Below are 16,420 nucleotides of genomic sequence, written 5' to 3' on the forward strand. Positions count from 1 at the left end.
TGATTAATTCTGGATGTTTCTTTTTTATTCCTCCTTTGATAGAATCAGGCTTACCTAAGTATCCTTTTACCGGTGCAAAGACATTGCAAGTAATGTATGCGCTTTCATATTGCGTGGCGAATTGAACTAAGGAGGCAGATTAGCGTGCTGAATGTATTGCTGGTAGATGATGAGCCCTGGATTCTCGAAGGGCTGAAGACGATGATTGCTTGGGAAAAATACGGCTTTCATATTTGCGGAGAAGCTTTGAGCGGCACCGAGGCACTCCGCATGATACAGGATCATCGCCCCGAGCTGGTGATCACGGACATCAATATGCCGAACCTAAGCGGCCTTGAATTGATTGAGCAGTGTAACCGATTGCTGCCGAAGCCGCCTAAATTCGTCGTACTCAGCGGCTACGACGATTTTGACTATGCTCGTTCAGCGATGCGCCAGAAGGTTGCTGAATATTTGCTTAAGCCTGTTGATGATGAAGATATAGATACCTTGCTGATCAAGCTTAGTAAAAGCATCCTGAATGAAATAGCCTCGGAGCAAAGCCAAATCAAGCAGCAGCTATTCGTCGTGAACAATATCATTAACCGTTTGATCCAAGGCGAGTCCGGCGAGTGCTTGCAGCAGCAGGCAGCAAGCTCCATGCAGCTGCGGGAGGACTCCGAATTGCAGTGCATTTTAATTGATGCATCGCCGATTCCCTTGGATATGACAGCATGGGCTGACACCTATTTCCCCCAGGAGGTCGTTCACTCCTTCCACGATAACTTCGGGAGAACCGGCTTGCTCGTTCAATCGAGCCATAGCTTGGACGGCCGGCTGGGAGAAGCGGCCCTTGAGCTGCACAAGCAGCTTTCGATTCATGCCGGGGAGTCCGTCACGGTAGCTGTTAGCGATAAAGGGTGCGGGATCGGCTCCATCCGTGAGCTGTACCGGCAAGCGGATGAAGTGGTCAGAGCGAAGCGCAGCCAGGGAAGAAAAGGGCTGTTCTATTTTTGCGGCGATCACAAAGGGCAGGCGAGACATGAAGTCCATAAGGAGAAATTCGATCAGATGTTCGCTGCGTTTGCTGCAGGAATTTCGGAGCTTATCGATGCTAGCGTTAAGGAATTTGTCACCTCCTTTGCTTGCCGCTTGTCAGACATTGAGATAGCGAAGGCTTATGTCGTAAATCTAGAATGGATGATCTGCGAGCGAATCGCCGAGCTCGGCGGGAATCCGGATACGGTGATGGAAGAGCTGCAGAAACAGCATGGCGCACTAGGTGAGCTGGCGGATTATTTCGTGATGGAGCAATACGTTCAGCAGTTATGCCTGCGGGGAGCTTCCCGGTTAAGCGAATTAAAACGGGAGAATGAGTGCAATACGATATTCCATGTCATCCAGTACGTGGATCGGGAGTTTCGCAGTAAGCTCCAGCTTCAGGAGCTGGCCCGGCAATTTCATATGAACGCGACTTATTTGGGGCAATTATTCAAGAAAAATACGGGCCAATCGTTTAACGCGTATCTGAACGAGAAGCGGATTGAAGAAGCTAAACGCTTGCTGAAGCGAACCCAGATGAAAATTTCCGATGTGGCGCTGCAAGTCGGCTATCCCAATACGGACTATTTTATTAATAAATTCAAGCTGAGCACGGGAATATTGCCGTCGGCATACAGGCAGGAAGCCGGGAATAGGGCCGCTTTGGAAGCAGGAGGAGCTACAGATGCCTGAGAGAAAATTCAAGCTTAGAAAAATAGTGAATGACATTCCGCTGAATTATAAGTTTTTTCTTATTTTCTTTATCGGCGTGCTTCTTCCGATCATTCTCATGAATCTTTTATTTATGGATCGCATGTCCCATTTGATCACGTCAAGAGAGGAGCAGAACCTGGAGATTTCACTAGAGCGGGCCAGAAAGGATATCCACGACTACCTCGACGGGGGCGTGGCGGTCAGCCATGCCTTAACCAGGGATCGGACGCTGTATGAGATGCTGGATCAGACCTATGAGGATCAGTTGGACTTCTACGTCGCCTTCGATGAGCAGCTTCGCCATCGGGTAACTGGCTATATGCCGGTAAATAACCAAATTCAACGCATCACGATTTTTACGGATAATCAGACCATCGTGAACGGAGGGAATTATCAGGTCATCAATGAGGAAGTCAAGACCAGTGACTGGTATAAGCTCTGGAGAGAATCGAATGAAAGCGTCATGGTTGCGGCGTACCAGGCGACAGATAGCAGCAACAAGGCATATACGGCCCCTTATTTAAGCGTTATCGAGAAAATGAATTACATTGATCTTTTCAATACCTACGAGAAGCTGCTTCGCATCGATATTGATTTGAGCAAAATTTACGATGTAATCGTGCGGGAAAGAGACTATTTCACACTCTACCTGGTCAATGAGCATAACCAAATCATCATGTCGTCTGCGAGCGGCTACCAAAGAGGCAGCCTGGATCCGTATCCCGTCTTTAAATTGCCGGAACAGTATAGCGACGAGGATGTACATACGATTTCAATCGGCACGGCCAAATATGTAAAGGGCTGGCGGCTGATCGGGCTCGCAGAAGGAACCCGAATTACGAAGGCGATGCTTGATATGCGACTATTCGTAGGTGTAATGGCTGCAGCCGTCACCTTGATGGCTACGATGTTCATTTACGTGATGCTGAGATCCTATAATTACCGGGTGAAGCGGCTGTCCCGGCATATGCAGAAGGTGTCCAACGAGAAGTTCGATCTGATTCAAATTGACGAGGGACGCGATGAAATCGGCGGCTTGATCCGCAACTTCAACAGGATGACTACTCAAATCAATTCCCTGATCAACAACGTATACAAGCTGGAGATCCAGAAGAAAAATCTGGAGATGGAGCGTGTTCGGGCGGAGCTGAACTTTATGCAGAGCCAGATGAATCCCCATTTCCTGTTCAATACGCTGAACGCGATTTTGGTCGTATGCACCAAGAACAATTATTCGGACGTGACCGATATAATCAAAAGCTTGTCCAGGCTGCTGCGAAGGCTGCTCAGTTGGAAGGAAGATGTCGTAACTCTCGAAGAAGAGCTCATGTTCATTGAAATGTATTTGAGAATCGAAAAATTTCGGTTCAGGGATAAATTTAATTATCAATTCGAGATCGAGGAGGAGGCGCTCCAATATAAAATTCCTAAAATGAGCATTCAGCCGCTAGTCGAGAATGCCTGCAAGCATGGCATTCAGATGATCGATGGGCTTGGCATTGTACGGATTAGCGCCACGATAAGGGATGCCCGTCTTCGCATTGTCATCGCGGATAACGGGAAAGGGATGGAGGCCGGCAAGCTGCGGGAGGTCATTCTCGCCGTGCGAAATGAAAACTCCTCGGGCACCAGCATCGGCATCCGCAACGTGTATCGCAGGCTGGAGCTGTACTATGACGACCAGGTTCGCTTCGATATCGTCAGTCAGCCTCATCTGGGGACGGAAATTAGCTATGATATTCCGCTTAAGCTTCTTGATCACACATAGGCAAGGGGGATGGAAAATATATGACATTCAAAGTGCTCTTGATCGACGATGAGCCCGGCGCACTGGAAGGGATGCAGCTCTGGATCGATTGGCAGAAAATCGGGTTCGAAATCTGCGGGACGGGGAGCAACGGGATCGAAGGCCTGCAGATGATCCATGAACTACAGCCGGATTTGGTTGTTACGGACGTCAACATGCCGCTCATGGACGGGCTGGAAATGATAGCGGCTTGCCAGGCGGAGCAGGCTCGTGGAGTGCGATTTGTTATTCTCAGCGGGTACAGTGAATTTGAATATGCCCAGCGGGCGCTGCGTTACGGCGTGAACCACTATTTATTAAAGCCGATCATTCCCGAGGAAGCGGAGGAGGAATTAGCCGAAATCCATGAGGAGCTGGTGCAGGAGCAGGAGAAGCAGAGCCTGAATCAAATCGCCTCTTACGAGGAGATCGTATCGAGCATCAAGGATATGCTGCAGGAGCAAACACAGGATCAAGCCGCAGTTTCGCTGTTAAGTCGAGTATCGGAAGCCCGGGAGACATGGAATTTCTGCCTCGTACAGGCGGAGGCCGACTCGTTCGCTGAGCTGCGAATTAAAGCCGCAGCCCTTATGTATCAGGAAGAAGCGATGTATTTAATCGATTTGGACATGAACCGCTTTGGAATCGTATTCGGCTATTCTCAGAGCATAGATAGTGGACAAAAAACCTGGCGGACGCTCGAGGAGCTGGTACGGCAATATTCCGGAAAGCGGGTATTTGTGGCTGTCGGCGCCGGGGCGGGCAATCTGCTCCAAATCGGGCATAGCTATCAAACCGCGAGAGAAGCAATGATTTATAAATTTTATGACACGGGATATGACAGCATCTTCCGTTATGAACAGATTGCGAATCAGCCTTTGAATTACCACTATGATCAACTGCAGCTGGTGGAGGCGATCATCGGAGCGATTACGCTTCTGGATCAGGCCGCTTTTCAGGAGGCCGTAGACTCTGCGGCCCGCAGCTTTCGGGAAATGCTCGTTGCGCCGGAAATCGTCAAGAAGGTCGTCATTCATGTGATGTGCAGAATCATGGAGTATTTGGATGAGTCGAGCGAGATGCAGACCGAGTTATTGTTCGAGAAATATGCGCTTCCCGGTTTATCGGATTCAGTCTTTGTTATGAACGATCTGATGAACCTTCTGCTAGCCTGCGGCACGGACGGCATCAAGCTGCTTTTGAGGGAGCAAACCAAACAATCGCAGGGGATTGTTCAGGAAATTAACGATTACATCCGCGAGCATTACCGCGAACGCCTCACGCTGAAGAAATTAGGCGAAATTTTCTATATGCATCCGGCGTATTTGGGACAGCTGCTGTTGAAGAAGAATGGAATCAGCTTTAATGAGCTTGTACATAACCTGCGAATTGAGGAAGCGGTGCGCCTGCTTGCTCAGAGTGAACTGAAGAATAGCGAAATTGCAGAGCTCGTTGGCTACAGCCACTATGGTCAGTTTTTTAAACAATTTGAAATCAGGAAGCAGATGTCTCCCAATGAATACAAAAGCACCATGTTCTAAAATTTTTAGGGTTAATCCTTTAATTGTGGTATAGTTCGGCTCTCATAGCGCTTCTAAAATAAAGATAAGTTACATGAAAGGGCTTACAAAGGGAGCTTGTGTGTAGCTAAAAATTTTTACGGAGGTGCTTTTAACAATGGGGGGTACATCTGAGACATGGCTTCGGCTCGGGACAATTCTGCTGTTGTCGCTCAGCGTCGTTCTATCAGGCTGCGGCGGCGGGAATGCGAAGCCAAGCGGGAACAATACTCCGGAGCAGACGGCGACCGGAAATAATGATGGCAAGGTAGAACCGTTCGAAATCAGTATCTTTATCGGGGAAGCCGGCCAGCAGCCGACGCCGGACAATAAAATATACAAGATGATCAAAGAAGAAACAGGTGCTACCTTCAAGTTCGAGTTTCTGGCGGGCGACATTGACCAGAAGTTGGGCGTTATGATCGCTGGCGGCGATTATCCTGACATGATGACGGATAATCAGAAGCTGAAAGCGGCGGGCGCATTTATCCCGCTCGAAGATTTGGTTGAAGAACATGCTCCGAACTTGAAAAAGCATTATGAGAAGTACTGGAACATGATGAAAGATCCTAATGACGGCCATATCTATACTCTTCCAAACTATGGCGTTTATAATTCTGACCCTGACACCACTTGGTATTCCGGTCCTGCCTTCTGGATTCAAAAGGATGTTTTGGCTGATGCAGGATATCCTCAAGTGAAAACATTGGATGAATACTTTGATTTGATCGCCAAGTATAAGGAGAAATATCCAACGATCGACGGCACTCCGACGATAGGCTTTGAAATTCTTAACTATGACTGGAGAAACTGGGGGCTATTCAACGCTCCGCAGCATTTGATCGGTCATCCGAATGACGGCGGCGTAGTTGTCAAAGACGGTAAGGCGGAAATTTTTGCCGATAAGGATTATGCGAAGCAATACTACAAGAAATTGAACGAAATGAACGCAGCTGGCATCATCGACAAGGAAACATTTACTCAAAACTATGACCAGTATATGGCCAAAATCTCCAGTAGCGCAGTCTTGGGCATGTTTGACCAGCACTGGAACTTCCAAAGTGCAGAAGACTCTCTGACTACTCAGAAGAAATTTGAAAGAACGTATGTCGGTCTTCCACTTGTTTATGATGAAGGCATAAAAGATCACTATAAAGATCGCCCGGCACTTAACCTGGACAACGGCTTCGGGATTACTGTCAATGCATCTGAAGAACAAGCTGTGAGAATTATTAAACTGTTGGATACGCTGATTCAAGAAGAATGGCAGAAAATATTCACTTGGGGTATTGAAGGCGAAGACTACTATGTCAATGAAGAGGGCCGTTTCATGAAAACCCAGGAACAACGCGACAAGTTTACCGACGGAACCTGGAAATTGGCTAACAAAGCCGATGCCTTCTATGGCAGAGCTCCAAAAATGCAAGGCAAATTCTCTGATGGAAACTCTACGGACGCTGCTGCTCAACCGGAAGAATACAAGGCTGGTTTGAACGAGTATGACAAGAACTTCCTTGCTCAATACGGGTTCAACAGCTATGTCGATTTCTTCAGCCCGGCTCCAGAGAATGAAATTGCTTACCCTGCCTGGTCGGTTGATCTGGTAGACGGATCTGAAGCGAAGATCGTCAACACGAAGCAAAATGAATTATCGACTAAATTCTTGCCGAAGGCAATCCTTGCAAAGCCTTCTGAATTCGATAGCGTCTGGGATGAATATACCAAAGAAATTGGCAAACTTAACATCAAGGCTTACGAAGATCGTATCAATGAAGTGCTGCAATGGAGAAGAGATACCTGGACTGTAAAATAACTGGCTTTAAATCGGAGGATGGAAGGCGTTCATTAGCCTTCCATCTTCCGAAATAAGAGGTTTTGGGGAGAAAAAAATATGGATCAGACCTTGAAAAAAGACCGAGCCGTCCGGAAGCCTAAAAAAGAAAAAAAGATCAACTGGTCCCTTATCAAAGGTCAGAGTCAGCTGATTTACATGTCCGTACCTCTGCTGGCGTATATCGTATTGTTCGCCTATGTTCCCATTTGGGGCTGGACGATGGCTTTTCAGGACTACAGACCGGCTAAGAGCTTTGGTGATCAGAAGTGGGTAGGGTTTAAGCACTTCGAGTTCCTGTTTAAAGATGATAGTTTCATGCAAGTGCTGCGAAATACACTGGCCATGAGTGTTATCAACCTGATTCTTGGATTCACAACCGCGATTATATTGGCGCTGCTGTTGAATGAAATTAAGAAAATATTTTGGAAAAGAACCGTACAGACGATTTCCTATCTTCCGCACTTTTTGTCCTGGATTATCGTAACCGGGATTGTGGCGACAAGCTTGGCCTCGGACGGAATCATCAATGATGTCCTGATGAAGTTGCATCTGATTAAAGAACCGATCCAATGGCTCAGTGAAGGGAAATACTTCTGGGGTATCGTCGGAGCCTCGCATGTTTGGAAGGAAGTCGGCTGGAATACGATTATATATCTGGCCGCCATGGCCTCGATTGATCCGGCACTGTATGAGGCCGCCGATATTGACGGCGCAAGCCGCTACCGGAAAATGTTCCACGTAACATTGCCGGGGATCAAACCTACAATCATTATTCTGTTGATTATGCAGGTCGGCCACATTCTAGAGGCAGGATTTGAAGTCCAATACCTGCTTGGTAACGGTCTTGTTGTCGATTGGTCGCAAACGATTGATATTTTCGTGCTGAAATACGGGCTCGCTCAAGGAAACTATTCTTTAGCTACTGCTGCCGGTATATTTAAAACGGTCGTTAGCGTAACATTGCTGCTGCTTGCAAACGGGGTCGCTAAACGGCTAGGGGAAGAGAGGCTGTTATAGTTATGGCAAATCAAACCATCAGCCCTGGGCCAGCATCTGCTGCCGCAGTGACTAGATCTGTCGGAAGAGGAAAAATTGAGCCGATCCTATTTAATACTTTTAATACCATATTTATGATTTGCCTTGTTATTGTCACGCTCTATCCCTTTCTGAATACGATCGTCGTTTCCCTCAATGCAGGGAATGATACTATTCGCGGCGGACTGTATCTGTGGCCTCGAGAATTTACATGGCAGAACTACAAGGCGGTATTCGCCTCAGGAACCATTTTCGATGCATTCTGGATTTCCGTGGCAAGAACGGTACTTTCGACGCTGCTGAATCTGGGACTAACCACCATGCTAGCTTATACGCTAAGTCGGCGGGAATATGTGTTCCGCAAACCGATTACCTTTATTTTTATTCTGACGATGTATTTTAACGCCGGTTTGATTCCAGGATACTTCCTGATGAAAGACCTGAACTTAATCAATTCGTTCTGGGTATATGTTATTCCTTCAATGATTAGTGCGTTTAATATGATCGTCATCCGGACATATATCGGATCGATTCCGGAAAGCCTCGTCGAATCAGCAAGAATTGATGGGGCTGGGGATTTTAAAATATTTATTCGCATCATATTTCCGCTTTGTAAACCGGTTCTGGCTACAATCGCTTTGTTCGTCGCTGTTGGTGCGTGGAACTCTTGGTTTGATGCATTTATCTATACTTCTTCGAGACAAGAATTAAGTACCTTGCAATATGAGTTGATGAAGCTGTTGTCTTCAAGTATGAACGCGAACAATAACCCTGCGGTGGCTGCTGGTGCAGGAGTAACACAGGAAACTGCAGCGAACATGGTAACACCGATCTCGATCCGTGCTGCTGTAACGGTTGTAGCATCAGTACCGATTCTGCTAGTTTACCCATTCATGCAGAAGTATTTTGTCGTCGGACTGAATGTAGGAAGTGTTAAGGAATAACAGGAATTGGGGACGTAATGATCTGAATCAGATGATCAGTCAGGAGGAATCCATTTTGTCTAAGAGTAATAGGCGCACGGAAGCAGCGCTGAAGGATATTTTTACAAATGACTTCCGAATCGGGGCTGCTGTAAACCCGCTGACCATTCGAACACAGGAGGAACTGCTGGCCTATCATTTCAACAGCATTACGGCGGAGAATGAAATGAAGTTTGCCAGCTTGCAGCCGGAAGAAGGAGTTTACGCGTTCGACGAGGCGGATCGATTAGCGGCCTTCGCCCGGGAGCACGGTATGGTGATGCGGGGACACACCTTGGTGTGGCATAACCAGTCTACCGGCTGGCTGTTTGAAGACAAGCAGGGAAATCCTATAGATAAGGCGACCTTGCTGGAGAGGATGAAATCGCACATCCATACGGTGGTAGGACGTTATAAAGACGATATCTACGCTTGGGATGTGGTAAACGAAGTTATAGAGGACGAAGGGGATGGCCTCCTGCGTCGGTCGAAATGGCTGGATATTGCCGGACCGGAATTCATTGCCCGGGCGTTTGAATATGCCCATGAGGCTGACCCTCATGCGGTGCTCTTCTACAATGATTACAACGAATCCCATCCGGCGAAGCGCGACAAGATCTATACTTTGGTGAAGTCGCTGCTGGAGCAAGACGTCCCTATACACGGCATTGGCCTACAGGCCCATTGGAATGTGTATGATCCTTCCCTCGACGAGATTCGAGCTGCGTTGGAGAAGTATGCTTCCCTTGGTCTGCAGCTGCAGCTTACGGAACTGGACATGTCGATGTTCCGCTTCGACGATAAGCGTACGGATTTGACCGAGCCTTCGGCGGAGTTGCTTGAGCTGCAGGCGGAGCGGTATGATCGGATCTTTAAATTATTGAAGGAATACCGGAATGAGATCACTTCCGTGACCTTCTGGGGAGCTGCGGATGATTATACTTGGCTGGACGATTTCCCTATACGCGGGCGAAAAAACTGGCCGTTCCTGTTTGATGGGCTGCATCGTCCTAAGCCAGCTTTTTATCGGCTTACCGAGCTTGCTTCAAAGTGATTTCTGATGTCATAGGTGAGCTGCATTACCATAAGCTAAGAGGTTTATTGAAAAGCTGTAATAAGAAAAGGGAAGCCCGGTTCGGGCGTCCCTTTTCTTGCTGTATTGCCGATTAAATAAAACGTAGGGTCAATTGTCCTGGCGGCAAACGAATGATATCGTAAGAGAGGACGAACAATTTGCGGAGGTGGCATATGAAAGTACTATTCATCGGCGGAACGGGAACGATCAGCTCGGCAATTACGAAGCAATTGGCGGAGACGGGCTGCGAGCTTTACCTATTGAATCGGGGTACAAGAAATAGCGGCTTGCCGGCGGGAGTAAATATCCTGCAAGCGGATATAAATGATGAAGATAAAGTGGCCAGGCTGATTGAACATATGAACTTTGATGTCGTGGCTGACTTTATCGCCTTCCATCCTAAGCAGCTGGAGAGGGATTATCGGCTGTTCAATGGCAGAACGAAGCAATTTATGTTCATCAGCTCGGCGTCTGCCTACCAGACTCCTTTGTCCGATTATAGAGTTACCGAGGGTACGCCTTTATCTAACCCTTACTGGGAATATTCCAGAAACAAAATCGCTTGCGAGGAATACCTTATCAAGCAGTACCGCGAGCATGGCTTTCCGATTACGATTGTTAGACCAAGCCATACGTATAGTGAACGCTCCATACCGCTAGGCGTGCATGGAAGCAAGGGAAGCTGGCAGATCGCTAAACGGATGCTGGAGAACAAGCCGGTCATCATCCATGGGGACGGCACCTCCCTGTGGACGATGACGCATAATAGCGACTTTGCCAAGGGCTTCATAGGCTTGATGGGCAACATCCATGCCATCGGCGAGTCCGTTCATATTACGTCCGATGAGAGCGTGACTTGGAATCAAATCTATGAGATTATCGCTGATGCTTTGGGCGTGAAGCTGAATGCGGTGCATATATCCTCCGAATTTTTGGCAGCTTGCAGCTCGGATGATTTGCGGGGCAGCCTGCTGGGAGACAAGGCCAACTCAGTCGTGTTCGATAACTCCAAGCTGAAACGGCTGGTGCCGGAATTTGTAGCTACAACTCGGCTCGATCAAGGAATTAAGCAAACGGTGAAGCACATTTTGGCCCATCCAGAGCTCCAAGTAGAGGATCCGGAATTTGATGTGTGGTGCGATAAAGTGATCGGAGCGTTAGAGTGTGCTGTGAAGGCTGTAACGGAGTAGGAAAACCTAACCTAAACATGTAAGCCCCCAAGCGGAAGGTACCAACCTTCAACTTGTGGGGCTCTTGTCGTTCGGCTTATTTTTTGAGCAGCAGATAGACAAAAGAGGGGGTGCGATCAAGGCAACCATGATGCCCGCCGAATACCGTCCGGCTGCACGATTTACGACCGATGGTTGTCGCTGCATAGAAATGAATAGCTGTGACTTTCGAACATTCACTTGATAATGATTATCAATTTCAATATAATTACTATAAAATGGCCTGATTTTGTTATCAACAATTATTTCAGGTCTTTATCTATAGCTGAGGAGTGAGTGGATGTGGAGGAGCAAGGGCAGGAAATATTTGATGTAACCATAATCGGTGGAGGGCCTGCAGGGCTTTACTCCGCCTTTTATAGCGGACTTCGAGAGATGAAGACCAAGCTGATAGAATACCAGCCAAGGCTGGGCGGGAAGATTCATGTCTATCCCGAGAAGATGATTTGGGACGTTGGGGGTCTGACTCCGGTTTCGGGCGAGAAGCTCATCGAGCAGCTTGTAGAGCAGGGATTGACCTTTAACCCGGAGGTCGTGTTGAATGAGAAGGTAGAGTCTATATCCCGCGATGATGAGGGGATTTTTATATTACAGGCCGCGTCGGGGCAGAAGCATTACTCCAGAACGGTGATTGTTGCTGTAGGCGGAGGCATATTGAATCCCCAGAAGCTGGAGATTGAAGGAGCGGAACGATTTGAAGTTTCCAACCTCAATTATACGGTAAAATCACTTCAGCGTTTTAAGGGCAAGACTGTGATTATTTCCGGCGGCGGCAACTCCGCGATTGACTGGGCTAATGAATTGGAGCCGATTGCGGGTCAGGTATATTTAACTTATCGGAAAGAGGCGCTGTCCGGGCATGAGGCGCAAGCTACTCAACTGATGAATAGTTCGGCGGTATGCTATTTCAATACGTCGATTACGAAGCTGATGGCTTGCGAGAATCACGAAGCGATAGAGCGCGTTGAGCTGACAAATCATGAGACGGGCGAGGTTATTTACCTGGAGATCGATGAAGTGATTATCAATCATGGTTATGAACGTGATAAGGCCTTGCTTGAGAATAGCGCATTGAACATAGATATAGCGGATAATTATTATATCGCCGGCAGCGCTGGCAGCGAGTCCTCCATAGAAGGACTGTACGCCGCGGGGGATATTTTGAAGCATGACGGGAAATTGCATCTTATTGCGGGCGCTTTCCAGGATGCTGCCAATGCAGTCAATCGGGCCAAGCAATATATTCAGCCCGACGCTCATAAGAGCGGGATGGTCTCCTCCCATAACGAGATTTTTAAGGCTCGCAACCGGGAGTTGATTCAGCAAATGATCAAGTAATTTGAGCTTCACCCTTATACTTAGTGCGGCGCTCTGCCGCTCAGGAAATCAACTGTATTTGTAGGCGGGGAAAGGGCCTCATACAGTTGATTTTTGTTTTTCCTAGAATGCAGTGTGTGCTGAGTCCTAGGTAGGATATTGCATAAATCGTGCAACCTTTTGAAGAAATATTGAGTTTATATAGCAATAAGAGGAGGTATAAATATCATGAAAAAAATAGCAAGCACTTTGCTGTCCATAACCGCAGTACTGACTCTAACCATAAGTACATTAGTTGCGCCCGCTGCGCCTGCTGTGGCGGCGAACGCGAGCGGTGATCCCGAAAGCGATATTGCCAAAATGTACCGCGTGAAGCATGAATTGAAGTTCAATATGAAGGGAACCTCTGCAACTTTGGATGGGAAGGCCGTGCATGCGGATAAGCCGATCTTGAAGGATGGTCGAGTCTTCGTGCCGCTGCGTACGCTTCAGGAGAGCGGGGCGGCCGCTTCGGTCACTTGGGATGCCAAGAAGCAGGAGGCGCGAGTCGTCATGAAGGCGCAGGTTTCTCCAAGCCTGCAGGAGCTGTCATTCCGGATCGGCTCAGATCAGGTTTATCTGCCTGGCGGGGAAGCGGCTGCTAACGAGAAGATCCCGAAGCCTTTTTTGGCGAACGGTCGCACTTATATTCCGGTTAAGCCTTTGGCCTGGATCGGTATTTCCCCCTCGTTGAATCAGGGAACGGTCACCTGGAACTGGAGCGAGAAAATCATCGAAGTGCTGACCCCGAGCTGGGAGACAGATGGGGAGACGGCCAAGTTCTCGATGTTGTATCAGGAGGACATGTATACGCCCCAATTTTTGTACTCTTTTGGCAGTGGGGGATGGGGAGGCGGTACGGGTAAAGTAACAGCAAAAGGAATAGAGCTGGACGGCCGGCGGTACAACCGCATGGAATTTACGGCTAATCTGCGTCCAGGCATTAATCCGCTGCAGCTTTATGCGATTTCTGCAGGCACGGCTGATTTCACTGTTCTTCGTAAGGTTAGCGAGCCGGACGCGATATCCATAAAGTTGACGGAAGAAGGACAGCAATATATAACCATCAATAGGCCCGCGTCAGGCTACGTAAGAGCGAAGAGTGGAGCCCAGATCTCCGTTGAGGGAACGATTGTGAAGCCAAATGACAACTTTGATCAAGTCACCGTAACGGCGGAGAAGTATGATCCTAAGCCTGGAGGACTGGGTCATGGCGTGTATACGACGGTAAACTCAAACAAGCTCCCGATTCAGGACAATAAATTCTCCGGAGCTATTCAAGTGGACGGCCCCGGTTACTATTTAATCATTGTCAGCAGCCCTAAATACATTCCAGCCCCTGAGCACGGGCCAGTCTCAACCGCCTGGGCCGAGTTTATTGTCGAGGTGGAAGGATAGGCTTGGATGCTTTCGATTTTTGGGATGCCTTTGCCTCTTTGCGTATAACAGATCTGCAAGCCACAGAAATGCTGAAGCCAAGCCAGGCTAAGGAAAGCAGCGTTAATCCGTAGACGGTGTCGGGTGCCGTCGTAAGCCGATATAAAGAAGGTACGCCGCTCGCATATGGAACGTATAGGTATATATAATAGAAGACACAAATTAGGATGAAACCATTTAACATGAAGCAGATGAACAGTGTTGCAAGGGATGGCTTTGCTATGGAGGAGCATGTTCTCTTCCTTAGCCATCCTACTAATGTGGGAAGCCACATCAGCAGAGTCACCAGGATAAACAAAGCGCTAATATATAGAAGACTTTTATTTACGTAAGAGATAGCAGGAAAATCGCTCTTGTTTAATTGCCGAAGAGGCTCCCCCTCCAGTATTCGATAAATGTTAAAATTCGTTTCGTCGGTAATGTTTTGCTTGGAGTTGGCGAGCAGGGCGAAGCCGTACGATTTGCCGGGCAATACAATCAGATTGGCGGAAAACCCGGGGAGCCCTCCTTTTTTCTCAATGGTATTTGTCGTGATCTCCCAGCCGTATCCATACCCAATCGAAGAATCAAAAATAGCTGCCATATGCATCTCACGCAAACTATCTGCTTGGATGATAGGATTGCCCGAGACGGAAGAGCCGCTTAGAAGAAAAGTAATGTACTTCCCCAAATCTTCGGCATTCGTCGATAATCCAGCAGAGCCCAAGGTGGCGTAGGCCAGCTTCTCATGAAAAGGTCGAGCCTTCCCCCAGATATATCGGTGCCCGGTTGCCGAATTGGGATCAAGTCCAGCCTCACTAGTGAAGAACGTTCGATGCATGCCTAGAGGTTGAAATATATGATCACGCATATAGTAGGGAAAATATAAACCGCTGACTTCCTCAATAATGAGCTGCAGCAAGTCATAGTTCATATTGGTATATTCATAGGTTGTGCCCGGATCGGCGACAAGCTGTACGTTCTGAAGCTTGCGAGCCATTTGCTGTGCGATCGCATCTGGATGCGATCCATTTATATCATGAGTATTGAGCCGCCCCGGGAGTCCGCTCGTATGATTCAGCAGATCGTGAATGGTAATGCGGTCAGAGAGAGTGGGGTTTTTCGTCGCAAACCAAGGCAAGTATTCTGTGACAGGGGCATTCAGCTGGATAAGTCCTTGATCCCGAAGCTGCATGATTGCTAGTGAAGTAAACACTTTGGAAATAGAGCCGATTTGAAAAGAGTTTGTAGGTTCAACCTCCTCAGCACTACCCCATTCGAGTACCCCATACCCTTTGGTATAAATAGTACCGTTCTCATCCGCAAGCACGAAGGCCATACCCGGAATGTCAAAGCGCTGCATGTTCTGGATAATCTCTTCATCGATATGATGCAAGGTATCCTCCTGAACTGTAAATTCTATGGAGCTGGAGGCCTGGATTGGGAGAGATAAGAGGCTGCAGAACATCATAATAGGGAGCAAGATAGATAAGCGGCGAATAATAAGACCTCCTAATATGGATGATAGACGTATCTCGTTCTCATAGGGGATAGGGATAAAAGAGAAGGACTACCCGATAGCGTAGCTCGCTGCTGTCAAGTAGTCCTCTTCGTTGTTTGTTTGTGATGGTTTTACTCAATTAAAGGCACATGGGCTACAGGCCTTACTTCGAGACGGTTTCCAGAGCAACCTCGATCATGTCGTTGAAGGTCGTTTGTCTCTCTTGAGCCGTCGTTTGCTCTCCGGTCAGGATATGGTCACTTACCGTGAGAAGACTTAAGCCTTTAACGCCGAATTTGTTCGTGAGGAAATACAGTGCTGCTGTTTCCATTTCTACAGCCAACACGCCGTGCTTACCGAGTTTGCTGAATTCATCGCTGTTGTCCGTGTAGAACAGGTCGGAAGAGAGGACGTTGCCGACACGCAGATTCAACCCTTTATTGGTACCGATTTCATAAGCGGTCTTGATGGAATCAAAGTTCCCGATTTGCGGGAAGTCGTATCCAGGGAACTGGTTGCGAATGATCGCGGAATTGGTAGCCGCCGCTTGAGCGACAATAACGTCACGAATTTTGACGTCCGGCTGAATAGCGCCGCATGTTCCAATCCGCACGAGATGCTTGGCACCGTAATCGTTAATCAGTTCTTGGATGTAGATAGATGCGGAAGGCATCCCCATGCCTGTGCCTTGAACCGATACGCGTTTACCTTTATAGGTTCCTGTAAAACCCAGCATGCCGCGAACCTCATTGTAGCAGACAGCATCCTCCAGGAATGTCTCGGCAATATACTTTGCGCGCAGCGGATCGCCGGGCAGTAAGACGGATTCTGCAACTTCGCCAACCTTAGCTTCGATGTGAAAGCTCATGTAAAATCCCTCCAGCTTAGTTATATTGTGCCTGTGGCAACATTACACGAAAAGCATATCACAAT

The 16,420-nt window shown here is 47.9% G+C and carries 12 protein-coding genes; 10 read left to right on the forward strand and 2 right to left on the reverse strand.

The genetic code is table 11. The features are described 5' to 3' along the window. The first annotated feature begins 144 nt into the window (after nucleotides 1–144). The 10 genes from ACE3MQ_RS10815 (at nucleotide 145) to ACE3MQ_RS10860 (ending at nucleotide 13,968) form a co-directional block, all read left to right on the forward strand. A complete protein-coding gene (locus ACE3MQ_RS10815) occupies nucleotides 145–1,713 on the forward strand; it encodes a helix-turn-helix domain-containing protein (RefSeq protein WP_379392623.1) in 1,569 nt (522 codons plus the stop codon). Continuing rightward, nucleotides 1,706–3,502 carry a sensor histidine kinase gene (locus tag ACE3MQ_RS10820; protein WP_379392624.1) on the forward strand — a complete coding sequence of 599 codons (1,797 nt, stop codon included), beginning with the start codon at nucleotides 1,706–1,708 and terminating at the stop codon, nucleotides 3,500–3,502. The genes ACE3MQ_RS10815 and ACE3MQ_RS10820 overlap by 8 nt, the downstream gene beginning before the upstream one ends. Nucleotides 3,503–3,522: 20 nt before the next feature. After that, on the forward strand, nucleotides 3,523–5,061 hold the full coding sequence (locus ACE3MQ_RS10825; protein WP_379392625.1) for a response regulator transcription factor: 1,539 nt from the start codon (nucleotides 3,523–3,525) through the stop codon (nucleotides 5,059–5,061). 136 nt (nucleotides 5,062–5,197) lie between these two features. Continuing rightward, the gene (locus ACE3MQ_RS10830; protein WP_379392626.1) at nucleotides 5,198–6,892 is read left to right on the forward strand and encodes a type 2 periplasmic-binding domain-containing protein; all 1,695 of its coding nucleotides are present in this window, start codon (nucleotides 5,198–5,200) and stop codon (nucleotides 6,890–6,892) included. Nucleotides 6,893–6,970: 78 nt separating this feature from the next. Next, nucleotides 6,971–7,930: an ABC transporter permease gene (locus tag ACE3MQ_RS10835; protein WP_379392627.1), complete on the forward strand. Its 960-nt coding sequence runs from the start codon at nucleotides 6,971–6,973 to the stop codon at nucleotides 7,928–7,930. 2 nt (nucleotides 7,931–7,932) lie between these two features. Next, on the forward strand, nucleotides 7,933–8,892 hold the full coding sequence (locus ACE3MQ_RS10840; RefSeq protein WP_379392628.1) for a carbohydrate ABC transporter permease: 960 nt from the start codon (nucleotides 7,933–7,935) through the stop codon (nucleotides 8,890–8,892). A gap of 31 nt (nucleotides 8,893–8,923) precedes the next feature. After that, nucleotides 8,924–9,964 carry an endo-1,4-beta-xylanase gene (locus tag ACE3MQ_RS10845; protein WP_379393072.1) on the forward strand — a complete coding sequence of 347 codons (1,041 nt, stop codon included), beginning with the start codon at nucleotides 8,924–8,926 and terminating at the stop codon, nucleotides 9,962–9,964. A gap of 194 nt (nucleotides 9,965–10,158) precedes the next feature. Further along, complete coding sequence (locus ACE3MQ_RS10850) at nucleotides 10,159–11,175, forward strand: SDR family oxidoreductase (RefSeq protein ID WP_379392629.1); 1,017 nt, start codon at nucleotides 10,159–10,161, stop codon at nucleotides 11,173–11,175. Nucleotides 11,176–11,496: 321 nt separating this feature from the next. Then, nucleotides 11,497–12,552, forward strand: a complete 1,056-nt coding sequence (locus ACE3MQ_RS10855) for an NAD(P)/FAD-dependent oxidoreductase (protein WP_379392630.1) — start codon at nucleotides 11,497–11,499, stop codon at nucleotides 12,550–12,552. A 207-nt stretch (nucleotides 12,553–12,759) separates the two neighbouring features. Beyond that, nucleotides 12,760–13,968, forward strand: a complete 1,209-nt coding sequence (locus tag ACE3MQ_RS10860; RefSeq protein ID WP_379392631.1) for a stalk domain-containing protein — start codon at nucleotides 12,760–12,762, stop codon at nucleotides 13,966–13,968. On the opposite strand, the gene ACE3MQ_RS10865 is transcribed toward ACE3MQ_RS10860, so the two are convergent. Both ACE3MQ_RS10865 and deoD read right to left on the reverse strand, forming a co-directional pair. After that, the gene (locus ACE3MQ_RS10865; RefSeq protein WP_379392632.1) at nucleotides 13,946–15,382 is read right to left on the reverse strand and encodes a serine hydrolase domain-containing protein; all 1,437 of its coding nucleotides are present in this window, start codon (nucleotides 15,380–15,382) and stop codon (nucleotides 13,946–13,948) included. The genes ACE3MQ_RS10860 and ACE3MQ_RS10865 overlap by 23 nt on opposite strands. A gap of 268 nt (nucleotides 15,383–15,650) precedes the next feature. Continuing rightward, the gene (deoD, locus tag ACE3MQ_RS10870; protein ID WP_379392633.1) at nucleotides 15,651–16,355 is read right to left on the reverse strand and encodes a purine-nucleoside phosphorylase; all 705 of its coding nucleotides are present in this window, start codon (nucleotides 16,353–16,355) and stop codon (nucleotides 15,651–15,653) included. Nucleotides 16,356–16,420: the final 65 nt, after the last annotated feature.

The organism is Paenibacillus lentus (genome assembly GCF_042714055.1).
Lineage (GTDB): Bacteria > Bacillota > Bacilli > Paenibacillales > Paenibacillaceae > Fontibacillus > Fontibacillus lentus_A.